Raw genomic sequence first — 21532 nt, forward strand, 5'->3', positions numbered from 1 at the left:
CCTCAAAGCCCCTCTCCGACAGTGACGTGGTCCGGCGCACATCTTTGTTGATTGTTCCGAAGCGCCCATAACGCGACACTCCGCACCTATCACTGCCCAAGGATGCGTTACTTTTCGGCAGAAGTCGGAATCGGCTCGTCGGCACGCAGGGCACGGAACAGTCGCCGCGCCCGCTGCGCGTCCCACAGGATCACGTCCCCCGCCCCGGCGACCTCCGTCCCCGGACCGGTCACCGGGACCGTCGTGGCCGTCCCCGAACCGTTCGCCACCTGCTTCATCGACAGTCCCATCTGCGTCAGGTCCACCACGCCGGTCCGGTCGTCCACCCGCAGCGCCGCCAGCGCCGCGCCCAGCGCCGGCACCGTCCGGAACGGGTTCAGCAGCGTCCCGGGGCCGAGCATCTTCTCCGACACCGCGCTGATCAGCGCCCGCTGCCGCTCCACCCGCCCCAGGTCGCCCTTCGGGTCGCTGTAACGGGCCCGTACGTACGCCAGCGCGCGCGTGCCGTTCATCTCCGAGCAGCCCGCCGGGAAGTCGGCGCCGGACTTCTCGTCCTTCAGCGGCGCGTCCAGGCACAGCCGCACCCCGCCCAGCGCGTCCACCACCCGGACCAGGCCGAGGAAGTCGACCTCGGCGTAGTGGTCCAGTCGCAGGCCCGTCGCCTGTTCGACGGTGCGCGAGAGCAGCTTCGCGCCGCCCAGCCCGTACGCCGCGTTGATCTTGTTCTTGCCGTGTCCCGGCACCGCGACGTAACTGTCCCGCGGCAGGCTCACCAGATACGGGCCGCTGTCCCCGTAGTGCAGCAGCATCACCGTATCGGTGTTGCGCACCGCGTCATGGCCCACGTGCAGCTCCTGCTGCTGGCGGGGGGTCAGATCGCGCCGACTGTCGGAGCCCACCAGGAGCCAGTTCGTACCCTTGCCCGCGGCCGGCCGGTCCGGATAGCCGCTCAATGCGTCCATCTGGCGCAGCTGCCCGCCCGCCCAGAAGAACAGCGCGACCGCCAGCGCCAGGGCCAGCAGCACCAGCACGGTCACCAGCAGCGCGATCCGGCGCGGCCAGGACCACCCGCGACGGCGCCGCCCGCGCCCCGAGCGGTACAGCGTCGACGAATTCGGCTGCGGCGGCGAGGGCGGGGGCGGGGGCGGTGGGGCCATACCGGCATGATCGTGGCGCCCGACCCGCCTCGCAGGTCGAGCGCCACGTATGACACACCGTCACAGCCGTACGGGCGACACCGCGCTCAGCGCCGCCGCCCCACGGCTACAGGAGGCCGTCCCACATCTGCTCCAGCAGGACCGACCACCAGGTCTCCGGGGAGCCGAGCGCCGCCGGGTCCAGCGAGGCCAGCTGCACCTGGAAGTCGGTGGTCCAGCGGCCCGCCTGCTCCGGGGTCAGCCCGTACCGCAGCCGCCACATCCGGCCCAGCATCGCCATGCAGCGCACGAACTCCGGCAGCCCGGTGTTCACGAACTGCGGCGTCGCCGCCTGCCCACCGGGGCCGGCCTCCAGCGGCACCGCCACGATGTGCGCCGTGCCGTACTGCACGCACAGCTGACGGCCGAAGTCCGAGCCCATGACCAGGTACGAGCCCGCGTCCGGAGCCGGCTGCACGCCCCGCTCCTGCGCCAGCTCCGCCAGCGTCGGCACCGGACGGCCCGGCTGCGCCTGGCCCCAGAAGAACGGGCCGAAATCGACCGGCACGCCGGCCCAGACCAGGGTCTGCCCCACCACGTCGGGCACGCCCTGCCGGGAGACCGCCCGCTGGTCGAAGCGGAAGACCCCCTGCGGCCCGAACGCCTGCTCCAGCTCCTGCCCGATCATCTGCGGCGGGACCGGCGGCGCGAGCTGGATCTGCGACGGGTGCGGCAGCGGCACGCGCACCGGCGCGGGGCGCGCCGGGCCGTCCGCCACCTGATGCAGCTCGCCCTGATGCTCCACCAGATGCCGTACGCCCTGCTGCCGCGAGGCGTGGTCGTGGCCGTACGCGGCGGTGTGGCTGATCCGCACCTGCGGCCAGGTCTCCCGGATCATCCGGGCGCAGTAACCGCCCGGCAGGTCGCAGGACTCCAGCTCGGTGTGGAGCTCCAGCACCTGCTGCGGCGGCACGTTCAGCGCGCGCAGCTCGTGCAGGATCTGCCACTCCGGATGCGGCGTACCGGGCGCCGAGCGCCGGATGACCTGCTGCTCGGAGCCGTCGGGCGCGCGGTAGCGCAGCACGGCCATGTAGCCGGGGCCGACGGTCGGCTGACCGGTCGGCGGCGCCTGCGGATAGCCGTACGCCGGCGGCGGACCGGCCGGGGCACCGGGCTGCCCCACAGGAGCGGCGGGCGGCGGCATACCGGGGCCGGGGGGAGGCGCGATACCGGGACCGGCGGGAGGCTGCGCACCGGGAGCGGCCGGAGGCGGCATACCGGGGCCGGCGGCAGGCTGCGCACCAGGGCCGGCGGGAGGCGGCATACCGGGGCCCGCGGGCGGCGGCGTACCGGGGCCCGCGAGCATCGTCGCCGCGGCGTGCACGCCGCCACCGGGAGCGCCGGGGGCTCCGGGCGGCGGGGTCGCCGGGACACCGGGCGGCGGCGGAGGCGTACCGGGCCCTGTGGCGCCGGGCATACCGGGCGGGGACGGGGGCGGCGGCCCGTCGCCCCCGCTCTTCGCCGCACCGGCGTTGCCGGGCAGCGACGAGCCGTCGGCCAGCATCGTGGCAGCCGCGTGCACGCCACCACCGGGGGCGCCGGGCGCACCGGGGGCAGCCGGCGGGCCGGGCGGCGGGGGCTGCGAGCCCTCGGCCGCGGCCGGAGCGCCGGACGGCCCTGCGGCGTTCGGGTCCAGCTGGGAGACCAGCTGCGTCGGTACGTAACCACCGCCTCCCGTGGCACCGGGCGCCGGGGGCGTGCTGGGTGCCGCCGGGGGCGGCGTGGGCGTACCGGGTGCCGGGGGCGGCGTACCGGGAGCGCCCGGCGGCGGCGTGGCCGTACCGGGTGCGGCGGCCGCCCCGGGGGGCGGCGGCAGGTGCGTCACAGGCGGGCCGGACGGCGGCGGCAGGTCCGACAGACCGGGCGCGGCAGCGGCCGGAGCCGCGGGGCCCGGGGGCGGACCGGCGGCCGGGTCCTCGATGGCCGGCGCGATCGCCGTGGGCGGCAGTTGGCTGCCCCCGTGGAGCAGCTCGGTCTTGGCGTCCGGGCGCACCGAATGCTGCGCCGAGCCCTGCTCCGCGTCCTCGTCGAAGCTCAGCGGCGGCGCGAACACGGTCGCGGGCAGCCCCACCGACCGGTCGTCGCCGTCGTCGTCCGCGGTGATGTCCGTGCCCTCCCAGGAGGGGGCGGCGGACGTACCGGAAGAGGGAGCGGAAGTACCGGAGGTCGTACTGGAGGAAGCGGGCGCCTCGTCCTCCGCGACCGCACCGGCGTCCGACGCGGCAGGAGGCTGCTCAACGGGGGCCGGCGCGGCAGGAGGCTGCTCAACAGGCGACGGCGCGGCAGGCGGCTCCACGGCAGCGGCCTGCGCCCCCGACGTCCCCGCTCCCGACGTCTCCGCCTTCGGTGTCTCCGTCCCCGGCGTCCCCTGCGACCCCGTCGTCCCAGACGACCCCGCCCCACGCTCCGGAATGCCGATCGCGTCCGCCGCCTCCTGCAGCCACTCCGGAGGCGTCAGCAGGAACGACGTCTGCTCCAGATCGATCCGCTGCCGCGGCACCTCCGGCGCGGGCGCCGCTTCCGGCACCGCGCCGTACTCCTCCTCGTACCGCCGGATCACCTCACCCACCGGCAGCCCCGGCCACAGCGTCGTCTCCCCGCTGTCCCGGGCGATCACCAGCCGCTGCCGGCCACCGCCGACCGCCGGCCCGCCCTCGCGGTCCTCCGCCCAGGCCACAAAGCCCAGCCCGAACTCCCGTACCCGCACCTCACGCTGCTGGTACGCCGGCACCTCGCCGTTGACCCAGCGCTCCGCGCGCTCCTGCGCCTGCGCGAACGTCACCATCGCGCCGTCACCCCTCCACCGGAACGGCGCGCGCGAAGCCGCCGTCCACCATCAGGTTCGCCACGGTCTCCAGCTCCGGCGGATTGCCCGCGAGCCGCTCCAGGAACTCGTCGAAGTCCCCGCCGCACGGCAGCAACAGCCGCTCCACCCGCTCCTGGACCGACCAGCCGTCCCGGTCCCGCGCGTCGTCGTACGCGCAGAACCACACCGAACCGGCCGCGTCCCCCCGCACCTTCACCGCGATCACACCGCCCTGGACGAACCCCACGCCCAGGTAGTCCTTCGTGAAGTGGTCCCGCAGACACTTGTTCACGTACACCAGGTCGTTCACGGCCGCGTCGTCCCGCACCGTGAAGAACGGCTGGTCCACCAGCAGCCCCAGCTCCGGATCGAGCGCCGCGCCCACCGGCGCGCACCCGCCCGCCGCCTTCAGGAACGCCCGGTACGCGCCCGGCAGCCGGTACCCCAGCGCCTCCTCGGCCTGCAGCACCGCGTCCTCCGGCACCGACACGTCACGGTGCGGCAGCCCGAAGTGCGTCGGCCGCGTCTCCTGCAACGGCCGCGTCCCGCGCTTCTCGTGGTCCACCGCCGCCGTCGCCAGCCCGCCGTGGTGCCGCAGCAGCGCCTTCACCTCGACCGGTACCAGCTCCACGCGCCGCGTCCCCGCCACGTGGTGCCACGTCCAGCCGTGCGGCGTCGCCACCGACGGCACGTCCTCCCACAGCTCGTGGCCCTCCCCGTGCAGGGCGGCGTTGGCCGACACGAAGTCCGTCAGCCGCAACTCGTCGACCCCGAAACCCTCCGGCGGCTCGGCGATCTCCGCCGCCGCCCGCGCATACGGAGAAAAGTCCGGAAAACCCGAACCGTCCACCCGAACACCCCGCGGAAAGCGCGCGGCCCGGACCGGGTCCGGGAAATGCACGACCTGCCCGGCGTAGGCCGTGTTCGGTGGCGCGGCGCTCTGCCCGAGCCGACCTGTCGTCATGGCGGTTGCCCCCTGGCTGGAACTGGCTACTGCCGCACAGCCTAAGCGCTACGGCAACCCCCATCCCCGCCCCCGCCCGCCTCCACAGGCCGTCCGTCGGCCACGCACCGGCCGCCCGCCGAGCGCATTTTCGGGACGTCACACCCGCACCACCACACCCTCGTACATCTGTGCCACCACACCCCCGACCGGCCGACTGTCACAGACCGGTGACAAGGACCGGCACCGACCCGTGACACCCGCAGGGCATGCCCGACTTCCGCAACACCCAGCGCGTTTGGCAGGCTGACCCCCGCAGACGGGGGGATGCAGGGAGGGAAAGCACCGATGAGCACCACCGCACAGTCCGCCGCACGGGCCGCCTCAGGAACCGGCGCAGGGAGCACCGAACAGGGCACCGCGCCGTCATCCGCGCACCCCACCGGCGACCCACGAATCGGCTGGAGCGCCACCGCCGACAACGAAGGGCCGCCCACACTCCGGCACCGCCGCGACGGCATCCTCCCCACCGTCGCCGCCGCCCTCTCCGTCCGCGGCGAGACCCTCACCTGCACCGCGAGCAAGTCCGAACAGCCCCCCGCGCTCCACCCGCTCGTCCAGGACTTCCTCGACACCCTCAACACCGCACAGCGCGAACGCTTCACCGGCCGCTGCCCGGAAGCCGTCCTGCTCTCCCGGCACCTCACCGCCGTCGAAGCCAACCGCTCCAAACGCCAGTCCAAAAAACCGCTCACCAACGGCGAGGCCCGGCGCTCCCTGAAACACTCAAAACTCACCGCCCGCCACATCCGCGAGGACGGCGACCCCCAGCACGGCCACTACGCCGCGCCCTGCCGCTCCTGCGACGCACTCCTGGCCTTCTTCGGCGTCATGCCCGTCGGCCTCTCCGCGGCAGGGAGCTGAACCGCACCATGACCCCATCGCCCCCCTCCACCACCGCGTACGACCGCGCCGCCGGGGACACCACCCGCTTCCCCGTCGCCGTCGACGCCGCCCTGCACGAAGCCGGCTGGCAACCCGGCCACTGGGACATCAAGCAGGCCGAACGCTGGGCCGACGCCCTCCGCGAGTACGCCTCCCCCGGCGGCCACCGGCACACCGTCTTCCCCGCCGCCGTCGAAGCCTGGGCCGAATTCGGCACCCTCCGCATCAGCGCACCCGGACCCGGCCGGCACATCGCCCCCACGCCCTTCGAGATCGACCCGCTGTACGGCATCCACCTCGCCCGCACCCTCGGCGACCTCGGCCGCGCCCTGGACACCCAGGTCGCACCGCTCGGCCGGGAGGCCGACAGCCAGGCCACCCTCGCCATCGACGCCGAAGGCCGCGTCTACAGCCTCGACCACACCGGCGACTGGTACCTCGGCCACGACATCGACCAGGCCCTCTCCACCCTCGTACTGGGCACCCGCCCGACCCGCCTGACGGTGGCGACGGACTGACGGGGGCGACGGGCTGACGGGGGCCTTACCGGGCCGGGCGGGGCCGGCGGGTGCGCGGGCGGGCCGGCGTGCGCCTCGCCTCGCGTGCCTCCGAACGTGCGGGCGTGCGGGCGTGCGGGCGTGCAGTACCCGCGTACGACCGCGTCGTTACCGCTCCCCGCCCCCGCCACCGCCCGCCGGCAGCACCGCCGATACCCGGAAGCCGCCCGCCTCCGTCGCCCCCGACACGAACACACCGCCCAGCCCGGACACCCGCTCACGCATCCCCACCAGGCCGTTCCCCCCACTCGGCAGACCCGCGTCCGCCGCACCGCCCTCCGACGGACCGTTCTCCACCTGCACCGCGACCTCCCCCTCACGATGCGCCAGCCGCACCCGCACCCGCGCCCCCGGCGCATGCTTGTGCACATTCGTCAGCGCCTCCTGCACCACACGGAACGCCGTCTGCTCCACCCCCGGCCCGTACGCCCGCGACTCCCCCTCCACCGACAGCTCCACCACCGTGCCCGCCGCACGCGACTGATCCACCAGCGCCGCCACCTCGACCAGCGACGGCCCCTCCCCCTCGGCCTCCGCCCCCGACACCGACGCTGACGCCGAGCCACCGCGCGCGGCCCGCGCCCGCACCGCCCCCGGAGCACCGTCCAACAGCACCCCTCCGGACCCGGCCCCGGCCGCACCCGCCGCGCCCGCCGCCTGCGCCGCCTCCGACGACTCCGATGCCTGCGACACCCTGGACACCTTCGACGCCACCGCCACCAGACGCTCCGGCTCGTCCGACACCCGCGCCGACGCCGCCGCACCCTCCCCCGTACGCAGCACCCCCAACATCTCCCGCAGCTCCGTCAACGCCTGCCGGCCCATGTCCCCCACCAGACCCGCGTTCCGCGACGCCTTCTCCGGATCCTTCAGCGCCACCGCCTGCAACGCCGCCGCATGCACCACCATCAGACTCACCCGGTGCGCCACCACGTCGTGCATCTCCCGCGCGATCCGCGTCCGCTCCTCATTGCGCGCCCACTCCGCACGCTCCTCCGCGCGCTCCGCGAGCAGCATCAGCTCCCGCTCCAGGCCGTCATTGCGCTCCCGCAGGCTCTCCACCAGGCGCCGCCGCGCCCCCACGTACAGCCCCAGCAGCACCGGCGGCGCCGTCAGCACCAGCCCCAGCGCCACCGACACCAACGGCACGAACCACCACGGCGGGTCGAAGTCCTCCTGCGACGCCACGTCCTGCTGCATCTTCAGGATCGTGATGATCAACGTGCCGATGACGGACATCCCCGCCAGCAACACCGTGAACCGCCGCGGCACGTCCGACGCCGCCAGCGTGTACAGGCCCACGATCCCCAGCAGCGCGCCCAGCTCCGCGGGCGTCACCGCGATCGACACCAGTACGACGACAATCGGCCACTTGCGGCGCAACAGCAGCACCGGGCCGACCAGCAGCCCGAGCGCGATCCCCGCCGCCATCGGCAGCCGGGACTCCTGCGCGAACTGCACCCCCTCAAGGACGCACTCCACCGTCGAGGCGACAGCCAGACACACGTCCAACGCGGCGCTGCGGCGGCGCTCCCACCACCATGGCCCGCCACCCGGCGCACCCCTGACGCCCCCGGCGCCCATTACCCCCGTCGCGGTCATACCGCCCACCCTACGGGCGCCCGCCCCCAATTTCCGGCCACGCCCACCACCATGCAGCTCGCCCGTTACGGACCAGTACCTGCGACTTTCCCTCGAAGCAGCGAATGACCCACATTTTCGGCACATCTGTCCACCACCTGGCGTGACGCTTTGCACTGTGACAAACACCCACACGGACTTCGAGTCCCTGCGCGACAAGGCGGTGACTCCTCGCAGGCCCCGGCGCCACCCCAACGCGAAGGACGACCTCCGCGCCCGAGCCCGCGAGCTCCGCTCGCAGGGCATGACCTACGACCAGATCCAACTGGAGCTGGGCTGCTCGAAGAGCTCGATCTCCCTGTGGGTACGGGATCTCCCGAAGCCGGAACGGCGCCGGCGGGAACCGTCGGAACAAGCGAAGCTCGCAGCCCGCAAACGCTGGGAGCACGAATCGGCGGTCCGCGACGCGCAACGACAGCGGACGAAGGCGGCCGCCACCCAGGAAATCGGCGGACTGACCGACCGTGAGCTGCTCATCGCCGGGGCCGCCCTCTACTGGGCCGAGGGCGTGAAGAGCAAGCCGTACCGCCTGAGCGAGGCCGTCGAGTTCATCAACAGCGACCCTGATGTGATCCGGGTCCACCTCGCGTGGCTGGAGCACGTGGGCGTTGAGCGCGAGAGGCTCCACTTCCGCCTACTGATCCACGAATCGGCCGACGTGGCCGCCGCGGAACAGTACTGGGCGGACCTGGTCGGCACCGACGTGTCCACCTTCGGCAAGACGACGCTCAAGAAGCACAACCCGAAGACGGTCCGACGGAACGCCGGCCAGGGGTACCGAGGCTGCCTGGCGATCCGAGTGCGACAAGGAGCCGATCTGTACCGTCGCATCGAAGGCTGGTGGTACGGCATAGTAGGGGGCGTCCGTGATCCACGAGCAGAGAAACGGACACAAGGGTAATCCCGGGTCGTCTAAGGGCAAGACGTCAGATTTTGGTTCTGATCATGGGGGTTCGAGTCCTCCCCCGGGAGCCTAAAAGTTCGGGTCCTGACCGCGAGGTCGGGACCCGTCCGCGTTTCGGCTGCAATACGCACCGGTATCCTTCGGGTGTCCACCACCCGAAGTAGCCAAGAAGCCGAAGGGCATCCCCGTGAGCGCCAACCGCCCGGCAGCCGTCGTCGTTCTCGCAGCGGGTGAGGGCACCCGCATGAAGTCGGCGACCCCGAAGGTCCTGCACGCGATCTGCGGCCGCTCCCTCGTCGGCCACGTCGTCGCCGCCTCCCGTGAGCTGGACCCCGAACACCTTGTCGTGGTCGTGGGCCATGCCCGCGAGCAGGTGACCGCGCATCTCGGCGAGATCGACGCGTCCGTCCGTACGGCCGTGCAGCACGAGCAGAACGGCACGGGGCACGCCGTCCGCATGGGGCTGGAAGAGCTGACCTCCGGGGGATCCGGCGCGGCCGGTGCGCCGGGTGTGGAGCTGGACGGCACCGTGGTCGTCGTGTGCGGCGACACGCCGCTGCTGACCGGCGCCACCCTCACCGCGCTCGCCGAGACGCACGCCGCCGACGGCAACGCCGTCACCGTGCTGTCGGCCGAGGTGCCGGACGCGACCGGGTACGGCCGGATCGTGCGGGACGAGGCGACCGGCGCCGTGACGGCCATCGTGGAGCACAAGGACGCGACGGACGCGCAGCGGGCGGTCCGGGAGATCAACTCCGGCGTGTTCGCGTTCGACGCGCGGCTGCTGATCGAGGCGCTGGGCAAGGTGCGGACGGACAACAGCCAGGGCGAGGAGTACCTCACGGATGTGCTGGGGATCGTGCGGGAGGCCGGGCACCGGGTGGGTGCGGCGGTCGCGGCCGATCACCGGGAGATCCTGGGGATCAACAACCGTGTGCAGCTGGCGGAGGCGCGCCGGCTGCTGAACGACCGGTTGCTGCGGGACGCGATGCTCAGTGGCGTGACGGTGGTGGATCCGGCGTCGACGTGGGTGGATGCGACGGTGACGTTCGAGCCGGATGCCCTCCTGCACCCCGGTACGCAGCTGCTGGGCAGTACGCATGTGGGGGCGTTCGCGGAGGTGGGTCCGCATTCGCGGCTGGCGGACACGTACGTCGACGAGGGCGCTGTGGTGTCCTTCACGGTGGCGGACGGGGCGCGGGTCGGGCCGGGGGCGAGCGTGGGTCCGTACGCGTATCTGCGGCCGGGTACGGAGCTGGGCCCGAAGGCGAAGGCCGGCACGTATGTGGAGATGAAGAACTCGAAGATCGGGGAAGGCACGAAGGTGCCGCATCTTTCGTATGTCGGGGATGCGACGATTGGTGAGTACACCAACATCGGTGCTGCGAGCGTCTTCGTGAACTACGACGGTGAGGCGAAGCACCACACGACGGTGGGGTCTCACTGCAAGACGGGGTCGGACAACATGTTTGTGGCTCCTGTCACGGTCGGGGACGGCGCGTACACCGCGGCGGGCTCCGTGATCACCAAGGATGTGCCCCCGGGTTCGCTGGCTGTCGCGCGTGGTCAGCAGCGGAATATCGAGGGTTGGGTCGCTCGTAAGCGACCGGGAAGCGCCGCCGCGCAGGCCGCTTCGGCTGCTCGCCAGGAGAGTGAGGGCGAGCAGTGACCGGGCAACGGGTGCGCCGTGCGGGGCGTACCGTGATAAGCGCACGCAACGTGGTCGGCGCACGCAAAGCGCCCTCATGTTTGAGAGCTTGGCAAGGAGATTTGCTGTGACCGGGATCAAGACGACCGGCGAGAAGAAGCTGATGCTCTTCTCCGGCCGCGCCCACCCCGAGCTGGCGGAGGAGGTTGCCTACCAGCTGGGTGTCAGCCTGGTCCCGACGAAGGCTTTCGACTTCGCGAACGGTGAGATCTACATCCGTTACCAGGAGTCGGCGCGTGGTGCGGACTGCTTCTTGATGCAGAGCCACACGGCTCCCATCAATAAGTGGATCATGGAGCAGCTCATCATGATCGATGCTCTGAAGCGGGCTTCCGCGCGGAGCATCACGGTGGTCATCCCCTCGTACGGCTATGCCCGTCAGGACAAGAAGCACCGCGGCCGTGAGCCGATCTCGGCGCGTCTGGTGGCGGATCTGCTGAAGACGGCGGGTGCGGACCGCATCGTCACGGTGGATCTGCACACGGACCAGATCCAGGGCTTCTTCGATGGTCCGGTGGACCATCTGTTCGCGCTGCCGGTGCTGGCGGACTACGTGGGCGCGAAGGTGGACCGGGACAAGCTGACGGTCGTCTCTCCGGACGCGGGCCGTGTGCGGGTGGCCGACCGCTGGTGCGACCGGCTGGACGCGCCGCTGGCGATCGTGCACAAGCGGCGTGACAAGGACGTGGCGAACCAGGTCACGGTCCACGAGGTCGTGGGTGACGTGAAGGACCGCGTGTGTGTCCTGGTCGACGACATGGTGGACACCGGCGGCACGATCTGTGCGGCCGCTGACGCGCTGTTCGCGAACGGTGCGGCGGATGTGATCGTCACGGCCACGCACGGCATCCTGTCCGGTCCGGCGGCCGATCGTCTGAAGAACTCGAAGGTCAGCGAGTTCGTGTTCACGAACACGCTGCCGACTCCGGGTGAGCTGGAGCTGGACAAGATCACGGTGCTGTCGATGGCCCCGACGGTCGCCCGTGCGATCCGTGAGGTCTTCGAGGACGGCTCGGTGACGAGCCTGTTCGAGGAGCAGTGAGCACTGCTCTGACGTATCTCACGTATCTCACGTAGATCGATTTCTGGGGCGGCCTCCCCGCCGGGTAGACTCACGGAGTTGCTCGGCGAGGGAGGCCGTACTTTTTGGTACGGCGGTCCGTTATCGACGCGCTCTTCGTAGCAGGTCTGTCGTGGGCCGGGTGACGGTCAGCAGGTCCGTTCAGTACTACGAGGAGTGCATTATGGCCGAGGTCAAGATTTCCGCCGAGCTGCGTACCGAGTTCGGCAAGGGCAGCGCCCGCCGTCTGCGTCGCGAGGACAAGGTTCCCGCCGTCATTTACGGTCACGGCGCCGAGCCGCGCCACGTGGCGCTGCCGCACCACGACACCCTGATGGCCCTGAAGAACTCGAACGTCCTGATCAGCCTGGACATCGAGGGCAAGCAGGAGCTGGTGATCCCCAAGGCCGTGCAGCGCGCCACGATCCGTCTGGGCATCATCAACCACGTCGACCTGCTGCTGGTCCGCAGCGGCGAGAAGGTCAACGTCGAGCTTCCCATCCACGTCGAGGGTGACCTGGCGCCGGGCAGCAACCTGCTCGAGCACATGCTGAACACCCTGCCGGTCGAGGCCGAGGCCACCCACATCCCCGAGTCGGTCACCGTCTCGGTTGCGGGCCTGGACGCCGGTGACTCCGTGCTGGCGAAGGACGTCAAGCTGCCCGCCGGTGTCTCCCTGGACGTCGAGGACGACGCCGTCGTGGTGCAGGTCGTGGCCGCGCAGGCCGAGGCCCCCGCCGAGGGCACCGAGGAGGAGGGCGCCGAGGCCTGAGCCTCGGACCACCTCTGACGGGTCACCGTCACCGGTTCTTCCGCCGCCGTCCCGTTCGTTGCGAGCGGGGCGGCGGTTTTTTCTGACGTACAGGAGTACAGCTGTGAGTGAGGACGCGGCGGGCCCGTGGCTGGTGGTGGGGCTGGGGAATCCTGGTCCCGAGTACGCCGGCAACCGCCACAACGTGGGGTTCATGGTCGCCGATCTGCTGGCGGAGCGGATGGGTGGCCGGTTCAAGGCGCACAAGGCGCGGGCGCAGGTGGTGGAGGGCCGGATCGGTCCTCCGGGGCCGGGGAGCCGGCGGGTGGTGGTGGCGAAGCCGTCGTCGTACATGAACCTGTCGGGTGGTCCGGTGACGGCGCTGCGGGATTTCTACAAGGTGCCGGTGTCGCGCATCGTGGCGGTCCACGATGAGCTGGACATCGATTACGGAGTGCTGCGGCTGAAGCTGGGCGGTGGGGACAACGGCCACAACGGGCTGAAGTCGATGACGAAGTCGATGGGGGCCGAGTACCACCGGGTGCGGTTCGGCATCGGGCGTCCGCCGGGGCGGATGCAGGTGGCGGATTACGTACTGAAGGACTTCTCGTCCACCGAGCGCAAGGAGCTGGACTACTTCGTGGACCGGGCGGCGGACGCGGTGGAGGCGCTGGTCACAGAGGGGCTGGAACGGGCGCAAAGCGCGTACAACTCCTGAGCCGGACAGGGCGGGACGACGGCTGACGAAGCGTTCCGCTCAGGTTGACCAGGTGTGCGGGGATGGCCAAGGATCGCGGCCATGTCCAGGACCAGTACGACGCGGACCAAGAAGCGGAGCCGGACCCGGCGGGCGGGTGAGAGCGCCTTCGGGGCGCTGCTCGTGGTGAAGAACGCGCTGATGGCGCTGCTCGCGCTGCTGCTGTTGGTGGCCGGTGCGTGGACGTCGTGGAGCGCGGCGCAGTACGCGATGCTGGTGCAGGCGAAGGAGCGCGGCACGATGACGGTCGCGTCGTGCGGCGAGGAGCGCTGCTGGGGTCCGTACGTGCCAACGGGCGGGGACGGGAAGCGGCGGGCGAAGGTCGTGCTCGCGGAGGCGGCGGCCCCGGAGAAGGGGAAGCTGGTCGAGGTCACGGTGGAGCCCGGTACGGATCATGCGGTGCGTACGGGTCCGGGCGGCATCCTGTACGCGTGGGCGCCGCTGGGCGGGGCGATGCTGCTGGCTTCGCTGGTGGTGGCCGGGGGGCTGCGGATGCGGCGGACGGCGTGGGCCGTCGGGCTTGCGGGCGCCGCTCTGCTGGTCGCCGCCTTCTTCACGCTGTGAAGAAGGGGCCGGCGCCAAGCGCCGGCCCCTTTGTCCGCAAGCGCCGGACGGGCTGGATTTTCCGCCCGTCCGGCGCTCGCGTGAGGTCAGCCCGTGTTGCGCAGGCCCGCCGCCACGCCGTTGACGGTGAGCAGCAGGCCCCGGGCGAGTACCGGGTCGGCTTCCTCGCCGCGCTGGGCGGCCTCGCGCTGGCGGGCGAGGAGGGAGACCTGGAGGTAGGAGATCGGGTCCAGGTAGGCGTCGCGGATGCGGAAGGTCTGCTTGAGGACCGGGTTGGCCTCCAGCAGCTCGTTCTCCCGGGTGATGCGCAGGACTTCCTGGACGGTGAGCTCGTGCTCGGCCTTGATGACGTCGAAGACGTGCTTGAGCTCGTCGGGGACGAGCGTGTCGACGTAGTGCTGGGCGATCCGCAGGTCGGTCTTGGCCAGCGTCATCTCGACGTTGGACAGGAAGTTGCGGAAGAAGTGCCAGTGCTCGTGCATCTCGCCGAGTACGGAGTCCAGGCCGGCCTCGCGGGCGGCCTTCAGGCCGGTGCCGACACCGAACCAGCCGGGGACGATCTGGCGGGACTGGGTCCAGCCGAAGACCCACGGGATGGCGCGGAGGCCGTCCAGGCCCGCGCCGCTGTCGGGGCGGCGGGAGGGCCGGGAGCCGAGGTGCAGCTCGGCGAGCTGGTCGACGGGGGTGGAGGCGAAGAAGTACGCCGGGAGGTCCGGGTCCTCGACCAGGCGCCGGTACGCGCCGTGTGCGGCGTCCGAGACCTTCTCCATCGTGGCGTCCCAGCGGGCCAGCGCCTCGTCGGACTGGCGGGGCGCGGTGTGCAGGGCGGAGGCCTGCAGGGTGGCCGCGACGGTCAGTTCCAGGTTTTCGCGGGCCAGGGACGGCACGAGGTACTTGTCGGAGATGACCTCGCCCTGCTCGGTGACCTTGATCTCGCCTTCGAGGGTGCCGTAGGGCTGGGCGAGGATCGCGTCGTGGGAGGGGCCGCCGCCGCGGCCGACGGTGCCGCCGCGGCCGTGGAAGAGGCGCAGCCGTACGCCGTGCCGGTGGGCGACGTCGCGGAGCAGGCGCTGGGCGCGGTGGATCTCCCACTGGCTGGTGGTGATGCCGCCGAACTTGGAGGAGTCGGAGTAGCCGAGCATGACCTCCTGGACGTCGTCGCGCAGGGCGACGAGGCGTCGGTAGGAGGGGTCGGACAGCATCTCGTCCAGGAGCTGGTCGGCGATCTTCAGCTCGTCGGTGGTTTCCAGGAGGGGGACGATGCCGACCTTGGCCCAGCCGGCGTGCAGGTCGATGAGGCCGGCTTCGCGGGCGAGGACGGCGGCGGCGAAGACGTCGTCGGAGCCGGCGCACATGGAGATGATGTACGACTCGATGACCTCGGGGCCGAAGGTGGCCTTGGCCTTGCGGATGGTCTCGAAGACGCCGAGGGTCTTGGCGCCGGCCGCGTCCAGGGGCGCGGGGGTGGAGGCCAGCGGGCGGCGCGAGCGCAGTTCCTTGGCGAGGAGCTTGCGGCGGTAGTCGCGCGGCATGTCGACATAGCGCCAGGACTCCTCGCCGAGGCGGTCGAAGAGCTGGCCGAGGGCGTGGTGGTGGGCGTCGGCGTGTTCGCGGACGTCCATGGTGGCGAGCTGGAGGCCGAACGCGGCGATCGTGCGGATCGTGCGCTCCAGGCGGCCGTCGGCGACCAGGCCGCCGCGGTGTTCGCGCAGCGAGGTCTGCAGCAGGGCGAGGTCGTCGAGGAGCTCGCCGGTGCCGAGGTAGTCACGCCCGGTGACGTGCGGGGTGTCGTTGGCCAGGCGCTCGCGGGTGTTGACGAGCTTCTGGCGGATACACGTGGCCTTGAGGCGGTAGGGCTCCTCGGAGTTCAGCCGCTTGTAGCGGGGGCTGATCTCGGGGAGGAGTTCCAGGTCTTGCTGGAGGGAGGCGAGGAGTTCCTCGGTGGCGCCGCAGTTGCGGATGGAGTTCGACAGCGCGCCGCGCAGCTCGTCGATGTGCTCCATGGCATCGGTGATGCCGTGCTCGTGCTGGAGGATGAGGACGTCCCAGGTCACCTGGGGGGTGACGTTGGGGTTGCCGTCGCGGTCGCCGCCGATCCAGGTGCCGAAGGTGAGGGGACGGGTGCCGGGCGGCAGCTGTACGCCGGCCCGCTCCAGCTCGGCGGCCAGGTCCTCCAGGACGTCGCCGACGGCGCCGAGGCCGAGCTCGTCGAGGTAGTAGATGGCGTTGCGGGCCTCGTCGGTGGGCTCCGGGCGCGCCACGCGCAGCTCGTCGGTCTGCCAGATCAGGTCGATGTTCTCGGCGAGGCGGAGGTCGGCGCGGCGGCGGTCGCCGGTGTCGGCGGTCTCCAGCAGCTCGGCGACCTTGCGGAGCTTGGTGAGGACGGAGCGGCGGGCGGCCTCGGTGGGGTGCGCCGTGAAGACGGGGCGTACGCCGAGGTGGGCCGCGGTCTCGCGGAGGTGCTCGGGGTCGGCGTCCTTGAGCATGTCGGCGGTGCGGGCGAGGATGCCGCCCTCGGCGGCGCGCCGGGTGCGCAGCTCGCGGCCGCGGTGCACCTGCTCGGTGACGTTGGCGAGGTGGAAGTACGTGGAGAAGGCCCGCACGAGCTTGGTGGCGGTGATCAGGTCGGTGTCGCCGAGGAGCTCGGCGGCTGCCTCGCCGTCGGTACGCGTCAAGGCGCGTACACGTTCCACCAGATCGAGGAGCTCGGGGCCTTCCTGGCGTACGAGGGTCTCGCCGAGCAGGTCGCCGAGGCGGCGGATGTCGGCGCGCAGGGCGCCGTTGCCGGCGTCCGCCGTGTCGGCGGCCCCGGGGCGCGGGGTCTGCTGGGCGGCGTCGGGAGAGATGTCGGCACTGCTCACAGGTGCGGCTCCTTGCAGTGTTGAGCACGTCTGGGCTGGTGGGTGTCTTGTGGACACTCCCTGGTGGCGGGTTGCGGACCGCGCTGTCCGACGCCTCAAGAATAGATCTCCGCTTTTCGGGCGGTCATACCGTCCGCTCTGTGAGAGGAGCTGTCGGGCCGGTCACACCCTTGTACGGTGTGGCGGCACTGCCATACTTACGAGACCGTAGGTTACGGAACCGTAGCCATGCCTCCGACCCCAGCGAGGGACACACATGACCGCTGGTCCTGAAGTCGTCGAGAAATCCCCGAAAACCGCCGAGAGCGCGCTGCCGCCCGCGACGCTGGGCGGCGACAGCAAACGGTCTGTGGAACAGATCGCGCTGCTGCTGTTCATCACCGTGCCGTTCCTGGCGCTGGTGGCCGCGGTGCCGCTGGCCTGGGGGTGGGGGGTGAGCTGGCTCGATCTGGGTCTGCTGGTGGTGATGTATTACATCGGCTGCCACGGCATCACGATCGGTTTCCACCGCTATTTCACGCACGGGTCCTTCAAGGCGAAGCGGCCGCTGCGGATCGCGCTGGCGATCATGGGGTCGCTGGCGGTGGAGGGGCCGCTGGTGCGGTGGGTGGCGGATCACCGCCGGCACCACAAGTTCTCCGATGCGGAGGGTGACCCGCATTCGCCGTGGCGTTACGGCGAGACGGTGCCGGCCCTGCTGAAGGGCCTGTGGTGGGCGCACATGGCGTGGATGTTCGACGAGGAGCAGACGCCGCAGCACAAGTTCGCGCCGGACCTGATCAAGGACCCGGCGATCCGCCGGGTCTCCCGCCAGTTCGTCCTGTGGACGTCCGTGTCGCTGCTGATCCCGCCGCTGGTCGGCGGGCTGGTGACGATGTCGTGGTGGGGCGCCTTCACGGCGTTCTTCTGGGGCTCGCTGGTGCGGGTGGCGCTGCTGCACCACGTCACGTGGTCGATCAACTCCATCTGCCACGCGGTGGGCAAGCGCCCGTTCAAGTCCCGTGACCGCTCCGGGAACGTGTGGTGGCTGGCGATCCTGTCGTGTGGCGAGTCCTGGCACAACCTGCACCACGCGGACCCGACCTGTGCGCGGCACGGCGTGCTGAAGGGGCAGCTGGATTCCAGTGCGCGGCTGATCCGCTGGTTCGAGCAGCTGGGCTGGGCGTACGACGTGCGCTGGCCGAACGCCTCCCGGATCGACTCCCGGCGTCAGGAGAACGACGCCCGCCGCAAGGACAAGGCCGCCCAGGCGGCATGATTGACGGGTGGCAATCGATGGCAGCAGCGTGAGTGGCAGTAAGGACAAGGCGTCTTCCGGCGCGGGCGCGCGGCGTGTGCGGCGGGTCCGCATGACCGGTAAGGAGCGCCGGGAGCAGCTGCTGGACATCGGACGCACGGTGTTCGCCGAGCGCGGCTTCGAGGGCACGTCGGTGGAGGAGATCGCGGCGAAGGCCGGGGTGTCCAAGCCGGTGGTGTACGAGCACTTCGGCGGCAAGGAAGGGCTGTACGCGGTCGTCGTGGACCGGGAGATGCGGCAGCTGCTGGACATGGTGACGGGTGCCCTGACCGCGGGGCACCCGCGCGAGCTGCTGGAACAGGCGGCGTTCGCGCTGCTGGACTACATCGAGACCTACACCGACGGCTTCCGCATCCTGGTGCGGGACTCCCCCGTGGCCCAGTCGACGGGTACGTTCGCGTCGCTGATCAGTGACATCGCCACGCAGGTCGAGGACATCCTGGGCCTGGAGTTCAAGGCCCGCGGCTTCGACCCGAAGCTGGCGCCGCTGTACGCGCAGGCGCTGGTCGGGATGGTGGCGCTGACGGGCCAGTGGTGGCTGGACGTACGCAAGCCGAAGAAAGCGGAAGTCGCCGCGCATCTGGTGAATCTCGCGTGGCACGGCCTGGACGGCCTGGAGCCGAAACCGCGGCTGATAGGCCATCGCAAGGCGTGACCTCTGGTCACTCCCGTCACAAAGTTCACCCAAAAGAGTGAGCAGCGCACGAGGCCCGCGCGCGCCGGGTCAGGACAGGGGTTCGAGGAATTCCAGCCGGTTGCCGACAGGGTCGTGGGAGTAGCAGCGCCGGTGGCCCGGAAGGTTGTCGTCCCAGGTGAGGTCCGCGCCGTGGGCCGTCAGGCGGGCGGCGACGGTGTCGAGGTCGGTGACGAGGAAGGCCGGGTGGGCCTTGGGGGACGGCCGGAAGGCTTCGTCGATGCCGAGGTGCAGGCGGATGGCGCCGGCCTCGAACCAGCATCCTCCGCGCCCGGCGAGCGCGGCCGGCTTCGGGACGCGGGTCATGCCCAGGGCGCCTTCGTAGTAGGCGCACAGCGCGGTCTCCGTTCCGGGTGGCGCGGCGAGCTGGACGTGGTCGAGGCCGGTGATCATCCGCTCACATCTCCTTGCGGGCCACGGCGAAGATCCGCCGGAAGGGGAAGACCGTGCCGTGCGGACCGGTCGGATACGCCTTGCGCAGCAGGTCGCGGTACTGATCGAGGAACTCCTCGGCGGCTTCGGCGTCGCCGTCCAGCGCGGTGAGGACGGGCCGCAGCGCGGTGCCCTTCACCCAGTCCAGTACCGGATCCTCGCCCTGCAGGACCTGCACGTACGTGGTCTCCCAGGCGTCCGCCGAGCAGCCCAGGTCGATCAGCCGCTTGAGGTACTCCTCCGGCTGCAGGATGTGCACGAAGCGGCGGCCCTTGCCGCCCAGGCGGGTGCGCCACTGAGGGGTCTCGCACAGCTCGCCGAGGAGGGCGTGGCTGGGGGAGGTGAAGTTGCCGGGGACCTGGAAGGCGAGGGTGCCACCGGGGGCGAGGGAGTCGATCCAGGGGGCGAACGAGTCGGCGTGGCCGGGGACCCACTGCAGTGCCGCGTTGGAGACGATGAGGTCGAAGCGCTCGTCGGGGATCCACGTGGCCGCGTCGGCGGGGGCGAAGTCCAGGCGGCCGCCGCCCGGGGTGGGGCCCGCGTAGGACTGTGCCCTGGCCAGCATGTCGGAGGAGTTGTCGAAGCCGGTGATGTGCGCGTCGGGCCAGCGGTCCGCCATGAGGGCCGTGACGTTGCCGGGGCCGCACCCCAGGTCGGCGATGCGCGGGCGGCGCGCCGCGGGCAGCTCGGGTATCCGGGCGAGCAGGTCGAGGAAGGGGCGGGTGCGGTGGGTCGCGTGGCGGAGGTACTGCTGTGGGTCCCAGGTCGGCGCAACGTGCGTGTCGTGCATGGTCGAACCCCTCTGCTGGTACGGGCCAAGGCCGGTGGAGCCTGAACTCCTGCCGACGCTGCCCAATCGTCCAGCAAAATATATCTTGACGTCAAGAGACTTCATGTCGACACAACCACTACACTGATCGTCATGGAGGACGAGGTCGACCGACTGGTCGCAGCATGGCGCCGCGAGCGCCCCGACCTCGATGTGGAACCACTCGAGGTGCTCAGCCGCGTCAGCCGGCTCGCCCGGCATCTCGACCGCGCGCGGCGGCTGGCCTTCTCCGAGGTCGGCCTGGAGCCCTGGGAGTTCGACGTGCTCACCGCGCTGCGCCGCGCCGGCTCCCCGTACCAGCTCTCCCCCGGCCAGCTGCTCACCCAGACCCTGGTCACCTCCGGCACGATGACCAACCGCATCGACCGGCTCGCCAAGAAGGGCCTCGTCGAGCGGCTGCCCGACCCCAGCGACCGGCGCGGCGTCCTGGTCCGGCTCACCGCGGAAGGGCGCGACCGCGCCGACCAGTCGCTGGCCGGGCTGCTCACTCAGGAGCGGGCGATCCTGGCCGAGCTGTCCCGCGCGGAGCGCGGCGAACTTGCGGGTCTGCTGCGGCAGTTGACCGCGCCGTTCGACAACATCCCGGGCTGAGCGCCCCGGCCACCGGGGTGGGGGTGCGGCGCCGCTGCCGAGTGCGCCACCGTTGTGGCCGGTCGCGCAGTTCCCCGCGCCCCTTACGGGGCGCCCTCTTGCCCGACGCGGCATGCGTCCACTTGGATCGCGGCCATGAGCCAGCAGCGCACCGCGGAGCGTGACGCGCCGCCCGGACCGGCACGGTTCACCGGCCGCACCCACCTCGTCACCGGCGCCGCCTCCGGGATCGGCGCCGCCACCGCCGACCGGCTGGCCGCCGAGGGCGCCCGCGTCCTCCTCCTCGACATCGACGACGAGCGCGGCGAGCACACCGCGCGCCGCATCCGTGCCGCCGGCGGCACCGCCTCCTACGAGCACTGCGACGTCACCGACGAGGCCGCCTGGCAGCGCGCCGTGGCTGCCGCCCGGGGCCGCTACGGCCCCGTCGACGGCCTGGTCTCAGGCGCCTTCACCCGGCACGTCGCGCCCGCCGACCGCACCCCGCGCGCCGACTGGGACCACCAGCTCGCCGTCAACCTCACCGGCGCGTTCCTCGGCGTACGCGCGGCCCTGGACGACCTGCGCGCGCGGCAGGGCGCGGTCGTGCTGACCTCCTCCGTGCACGCCCTGTTCGGGCTGCCGGGGCGGCCCGCGTACGCCGCGTCCAAGGCGGGCCTGACCGGCCTCGCCCGCCAGCTGGCCGTGGAGTACGGGCCCGACGTACGGGTGAACTCCGTGCTGCCGGGGCCCGTCCTCACCCCCGCCTGGGAAGGCATCGCCGAGGAGGACCGCCGGGCCACCGCCGCCGAGACCGCAGCGGCCCGGCTCGGCCGCCCCGAGGAGGTCGCCGCCACGATCGCCTTCCTGCTCTCCCCGGACGCCTCCTACGTCACCGGCGCGAGCCTCGTCGTCGACGGCGGCTGGAGCGTCCTGAAGAATTCCTCCTGACCAGCCACACCGAGCACTCGTCCGGAAACACGGCACCGACCACGCGACCCGACAAGCCGCAGGGGG

The 21532-nt window shown here is 71.6% G+C and carries 19 protein-coding genes and 1 tRNA gene; 13 read left to right on the forward strand and 7 right to left on the reverse strand.

Annotated features, from left to right (window positions below; genetic code table 11):
- Positions 1 to 107 precede the first annotated feature (107 nt).
- The 3 genes from ACZ4MH_RS15510 to ACZ4MH_RS15520 form a co-directional block, all read right to left on the reverse strand.
- Positions 108 to 1043, reverse strand: a complete 936-nt coding sequence (locus tag ACZ4MH_RS15510; protein WP_351600643.1) for an LCP family protein — start codon at positions 1041 to 1043, stop codon at positions 108 to 110.
- Positions 1044 to 1263: 220 nt separating this feature from the next.
- Positions 1264 to 3981: an SUKH-4 family immunity protein gene (locus ACZ4MH_RS15515; protein WP_467754531.1), complete on the reverse strand. Its 2718-nt coding sequence runs from the start codon at positions 3979 to 3981 to the stop codon at positions 1264 to 1266.
- Between the two features lie 7 nt (positions 3982 to 3988).
- Positions 3989 to 4966 carry an SMI1/KNR4 family protein gene (locus tag ACZ4MH_RS15520; protein WP_351597072.1) on the reverse strand — a complete coding sequence of 326 codons (978 nt, stop codon included), beginning with the start codon at positions 4964 to 4966 and terminating at the stop codon, positions 3989 to 3991.
- A gap of 327 nt (positions 4967 to 5293) precedes the next feature.
- Here ACZ4MH_RS15520 and ACZ4MH_RS15525 point away from each other — a divergent pair, with 327 nt between their 5' ends.
- Positions 5294 to 5869, forward strand: a complete 576-nt coding sequence (locus ACZ4MH_RS15525) for a YwqJ-related putative deaminase (RefSeq protein WP_351597070.1) — start codon at positions 5294 to 5296, stop codon at positions 5867 to 5869.
- Positions 5870 to 5877: 8 nt separating this feature from the next.
- Positions 5878 to 6408, forward strand: coding sequence for an SUKH-3 domain-containing protein (locus ACZ4MH_RS15530; protein WP_351597067.1), 531 nt, complete (start codon positions 5878 to 5880; stop codon positions 6406 to 6408).
- Between the two features lie 147 nt (positions 6409 to 6555).
- Here the strand turns inward: ACZ4MH_RS15530 and ACZ4MH_RS15535 are convergent, their stop codons facing one another.
- Entirely contained in the window at positions 6556 to 8049 is a 1494-nt protein-coding gene (locus ACZ4MH_RS15535; protein WP_351597064.1) for a sensor histidine kinase, read from the reverse strand.
- A gap of 157 nt (positions 8050 to 8206) precedes the next feature.
- Between ACZ4MH_RS15535 and ACZ4MH_RS15540 the strand changes: the two genes are divergently transcribed.
- The 7 genes from ACZ4MH_RS15540 (at position 8207) to ACZ4MH_RS15570 (ending at position 13832) form a co-directional block, all read left to right on the forward strand.
- On the forward strand, positions 8207 to 8989 hold the full coding sequence (locus ACZ4MH_RS15540) for a hypothetical protein (RefSeq protein ID WP_351597061.1): 783 nt from the start codon (positions 8207 to 8209) through the stop codon (positions 8987 to 8989).
- A tRNA-Gln gene (locus ACZ4MH_RS15545) sits at positions 8990 to 9060 on the forward strand.
- Positions 9061 to 9179: 119 nt separating this feature from the next.
- Positions 9180 to 10661, forward strand: coding sequence for a bifunctional UDP-N-acetylglucosamine diphosphorylase/glucosamine-1-phosphate N-acetyltransferase GlmU (gene glmU / locus ACZ4MH_RS15550; RefSeq protein WP_351597058.1), 1482 nt, complete (start codon positions 9180 to 9182; stop codon positions 10659 to 10661).
- Positions 10662 to 10767: 106 nt separating this feature from the next.
- Complete coding sequence (locus ACZ4MH_RS15555; RefSeq protein WP_351597055.1) at positions 10768 to 11742, forward strand: ribose-phosphate diphosphokinase; 975 nt, start codon at positions 10768 to 10770, stop codon at positions 11740 to 11742.
- A gap of 202 nt (positions 11743 to 11944) precedes the next feature.
- Positions 11945 to 12532: a 50S ribosomal protein L25/general stress protein Ctc gene (locus ACZ4MH_RS15560; RefSeq protein WP_351597052.1), complete on the forward strand. Its 588-nt coding sequence runs from the start codon at positions 11945 to 11947 to the stop codon at positions 12530 to 12532.
- Between the two features lie 103 nt (positions 12533 to 12635).
- Positions 12636 to 13229, forward strand: a complete 594-nt coding sequence (pth, locus tag ACZ4MH_RS15565; RefSeq protein WP_351597049.1) for an aminoacyl-tRNA hydrolase — start codon at positions 12636 to 12638, stop codon at positions 13227 to 13229.
- 81 nt (positions 13230 to 13310) lie between these two features.
- Positions 13311 to 13832, forward strand: a complete 522-nt coding sequence (locus ACZ4MH_RS15570) for a hypothetical protein (protein WP_351597047.1) — start codon at positions 13311 to 13313, stop codon at positions 13830 to 13832.
- An 86-nt stretch (positions 13833 to 13918) separates the two neighbouring features.
- On the opposite strand, the gene ppc is transcribed toward ACZ4MH_RS15570, so the two are convergent.
- Complete coding sequence (gene ppc / locus ACZ4MH_RS15575; RefSeq protein ID WP_467754532.1) at positions 13919 to 16693, reverse strand: phosphoenolpyruvate carboxylase; 2775 nt, start codon at positions 16691 to 16693, stop codon at positions 13919 to 13921.
- A gap of 256 nt (positions 16694 to 16949) precedes the next feature.
- Between ppc and ACZ4MH_RS15580 the strand changes: the two genes are divergently transcribed.
- Both ACZ4MH_RS15580 and ACZ4MH_RS15585 read left to right on the forward strand, forming a co-directional pair.
- Positions 16950 to 17951 (forward strand): acyl-CoA desaturase, encoded by a 1002-nt coding sequence (locus ACZ4MH_RS15580; RefSeq protein WP_351597045.1) that lies wholly within the window; start codon positions 16950 to 16952, stop codon positions 17949 to 17951.
- Between the two features lie 7 nt (positions 17952 to 17958).
- Positions 17959 to 18645 carry a TetR/AcrR family transcriptional regulator gene (locus ACZ4MH_RS15585; protein WP_351597042.1) on the forward strand — a complete coding sequence of 229 codons (687 nt, stop codon included), beginning with the start codon at positions 17959 to 17961 and terminating at the stop codon, positions 18643 to 18645.
- Between the two features lie 69 nt (positions 18646 to 18714).
- Here ACZ4MH_RS15585 and ACZ4MH_RS15590 read toward each other — a convergent pair whose 3' ends face one another.
- Positions 18715 to 19077: a VOC family protein gene (locus ACZ4MH_RS15590; RefSeq protein WP_351597039.1), complete on the reverse strand. Its 363-nt coding sequence runs from the start codon at positions 19075 to 19077 to the stop codon at positions 18715 to 18717.
- Positions 19078 to 19081: 4 nt separating this feature from the next.
- The gene (locus ACZ4MH_RS15595; protein WP_351597036.1) at positions 19082 to 19906 is read right to left on the reverse strand and encodes a trans-aconitate 2-methyltransferase; all 825 of its coding nucleotides are present in this window, start codon (positions 19904 to 19906) and stop codon (positions 19082 to 19084) included.
- Positions 19907 to 20038: 132 nt separating this feature from the next.
- On the opposite strand from ACZ4MH_RS15595, the gene tamR reads away from it, so the two are divergent.
- Positions 20039 to 20536, forward strand: a complete 498-nt coding sequence (gene tamR / locus ACZ4MH_RS15600) for a MarR family transcriptional regulator TamR (protein WP_351597033.1) — start codon at positions 20039 to 20041, stop codon at positions 20534 to 20536.
- A 135-nt stretch (positions 20537 to 20671) separates the two neighbouring features.
- Positions 20672 to 21466, forward strand: coding sequence for an SDR family NAD(P)-dependent oxidoreductase (locus ACZ4MH_RS15605; RefSeq protein WP_351597030.1), 795 nt, complete (start codon positions 20672 to 20674; stop codon positions 21464 to 21466).
- Positions 21467 to 21532: the final 66 nt, after the last annotated feature.

This window comes from Streptomyces sp. NPDC026301, from assembly GCF_055567935.1.

What these genes read in the sequence shown, in the direction of transcription:
- ACZ4MH_RS15515 (WP_467754531.1), bottom strand. Translation starts at nt 3,981, where the DNA reads ATGGTGACGTTCGCGCAGGCGCAGGAGCGCGCGGAGCGCTGGGTCAAC.
- ACZ4MH_RS15520 (WP_351597072.1), bottom strand. Translation starts at nt 4,966, where the DNA reads ATGACGACAGGTCGGCTCGGGCAGAGCGCCGCGCCACCGAACACGGCC.
- ACZ4MH_RS15525 (WP_351597070.1), top strand. Translation starts at nt 5,294, where the DNA reads ATGAGCACCACCGCACAGTCCGCCGCACGGGCCGCCTCAGGAACCGGC.
- ACZ4MH_RS15530 (WP_351597067.1), top strand. Translation starts at nt 5,878, where the DNA reads ATGACCCCATCGCCCCCCTCCACCACCGCGTACGACCGCGCCGCCGGG.
- ACZ4MH_RS15535 (WP_351597064.1), bottom strand. Translation starts at nt 8,049, where the DNA reads ATGACCGCGACGGGGGTAATGGGCGCCGGGGGCGTCAGGGGTGCGCCG.
- ACZ4MH_RS15560 (WP_351597052.1), top strand. Translation starts at nt 11,945, where the DNA reads ATGGCCGAGGTCAAGATTTCCGCCGAGCTGCGTACCGAGTTCGGCAAG.
- ACZ4MH_RS15570 (WP_351597047.1), top strand. Translation starts at nt 13,311, where the DNA reads ATGTCCAGGACCAGTACGACGCGGACCAAGAAGCGGAGCCGGACCCGG.
- ACZ4MH_RS15580 (WP_351597045.1), top strand. Translation starts at nt 16,950, where the DNA reads ATGACCGCTGGTCCTGAAGTCGTCGAGAAATCCCCGAAAACCGCCGAG.
- ACZ4MH_RS15590 (WP_351597039.1), bottom strand. Translation starts at nt 19,077, where the DNA reads ATGATCACCGGCCTCGACCACGTCCAGCTCGCCGCGCCACCCGGAACG.
- ACZ4MH_RS15595 (WP_351597036.1), bottom strand. Translation starts at nt 19,906, where the DNA reads ATGCACGACACGCACGTTGCGCCGACCTGGGACCCACAGCAGTACCTC.
- tamR (WP_351597033.1), top strand. Translation starts at nt 20,039, where the DNA reads ATGGAGGACGAGGTCGACCGACTGGTCGCAGCATGGCGCCGCGAGCGC.
- ACZ4MH_RS15605 (WP_351597030.1), top strand. Translation starts at nt 20,672, where the DNA reads ATGAGCCAGCAGCGCACCGCGGAGCGTGACGCGCCGCCCGGACCGGCA.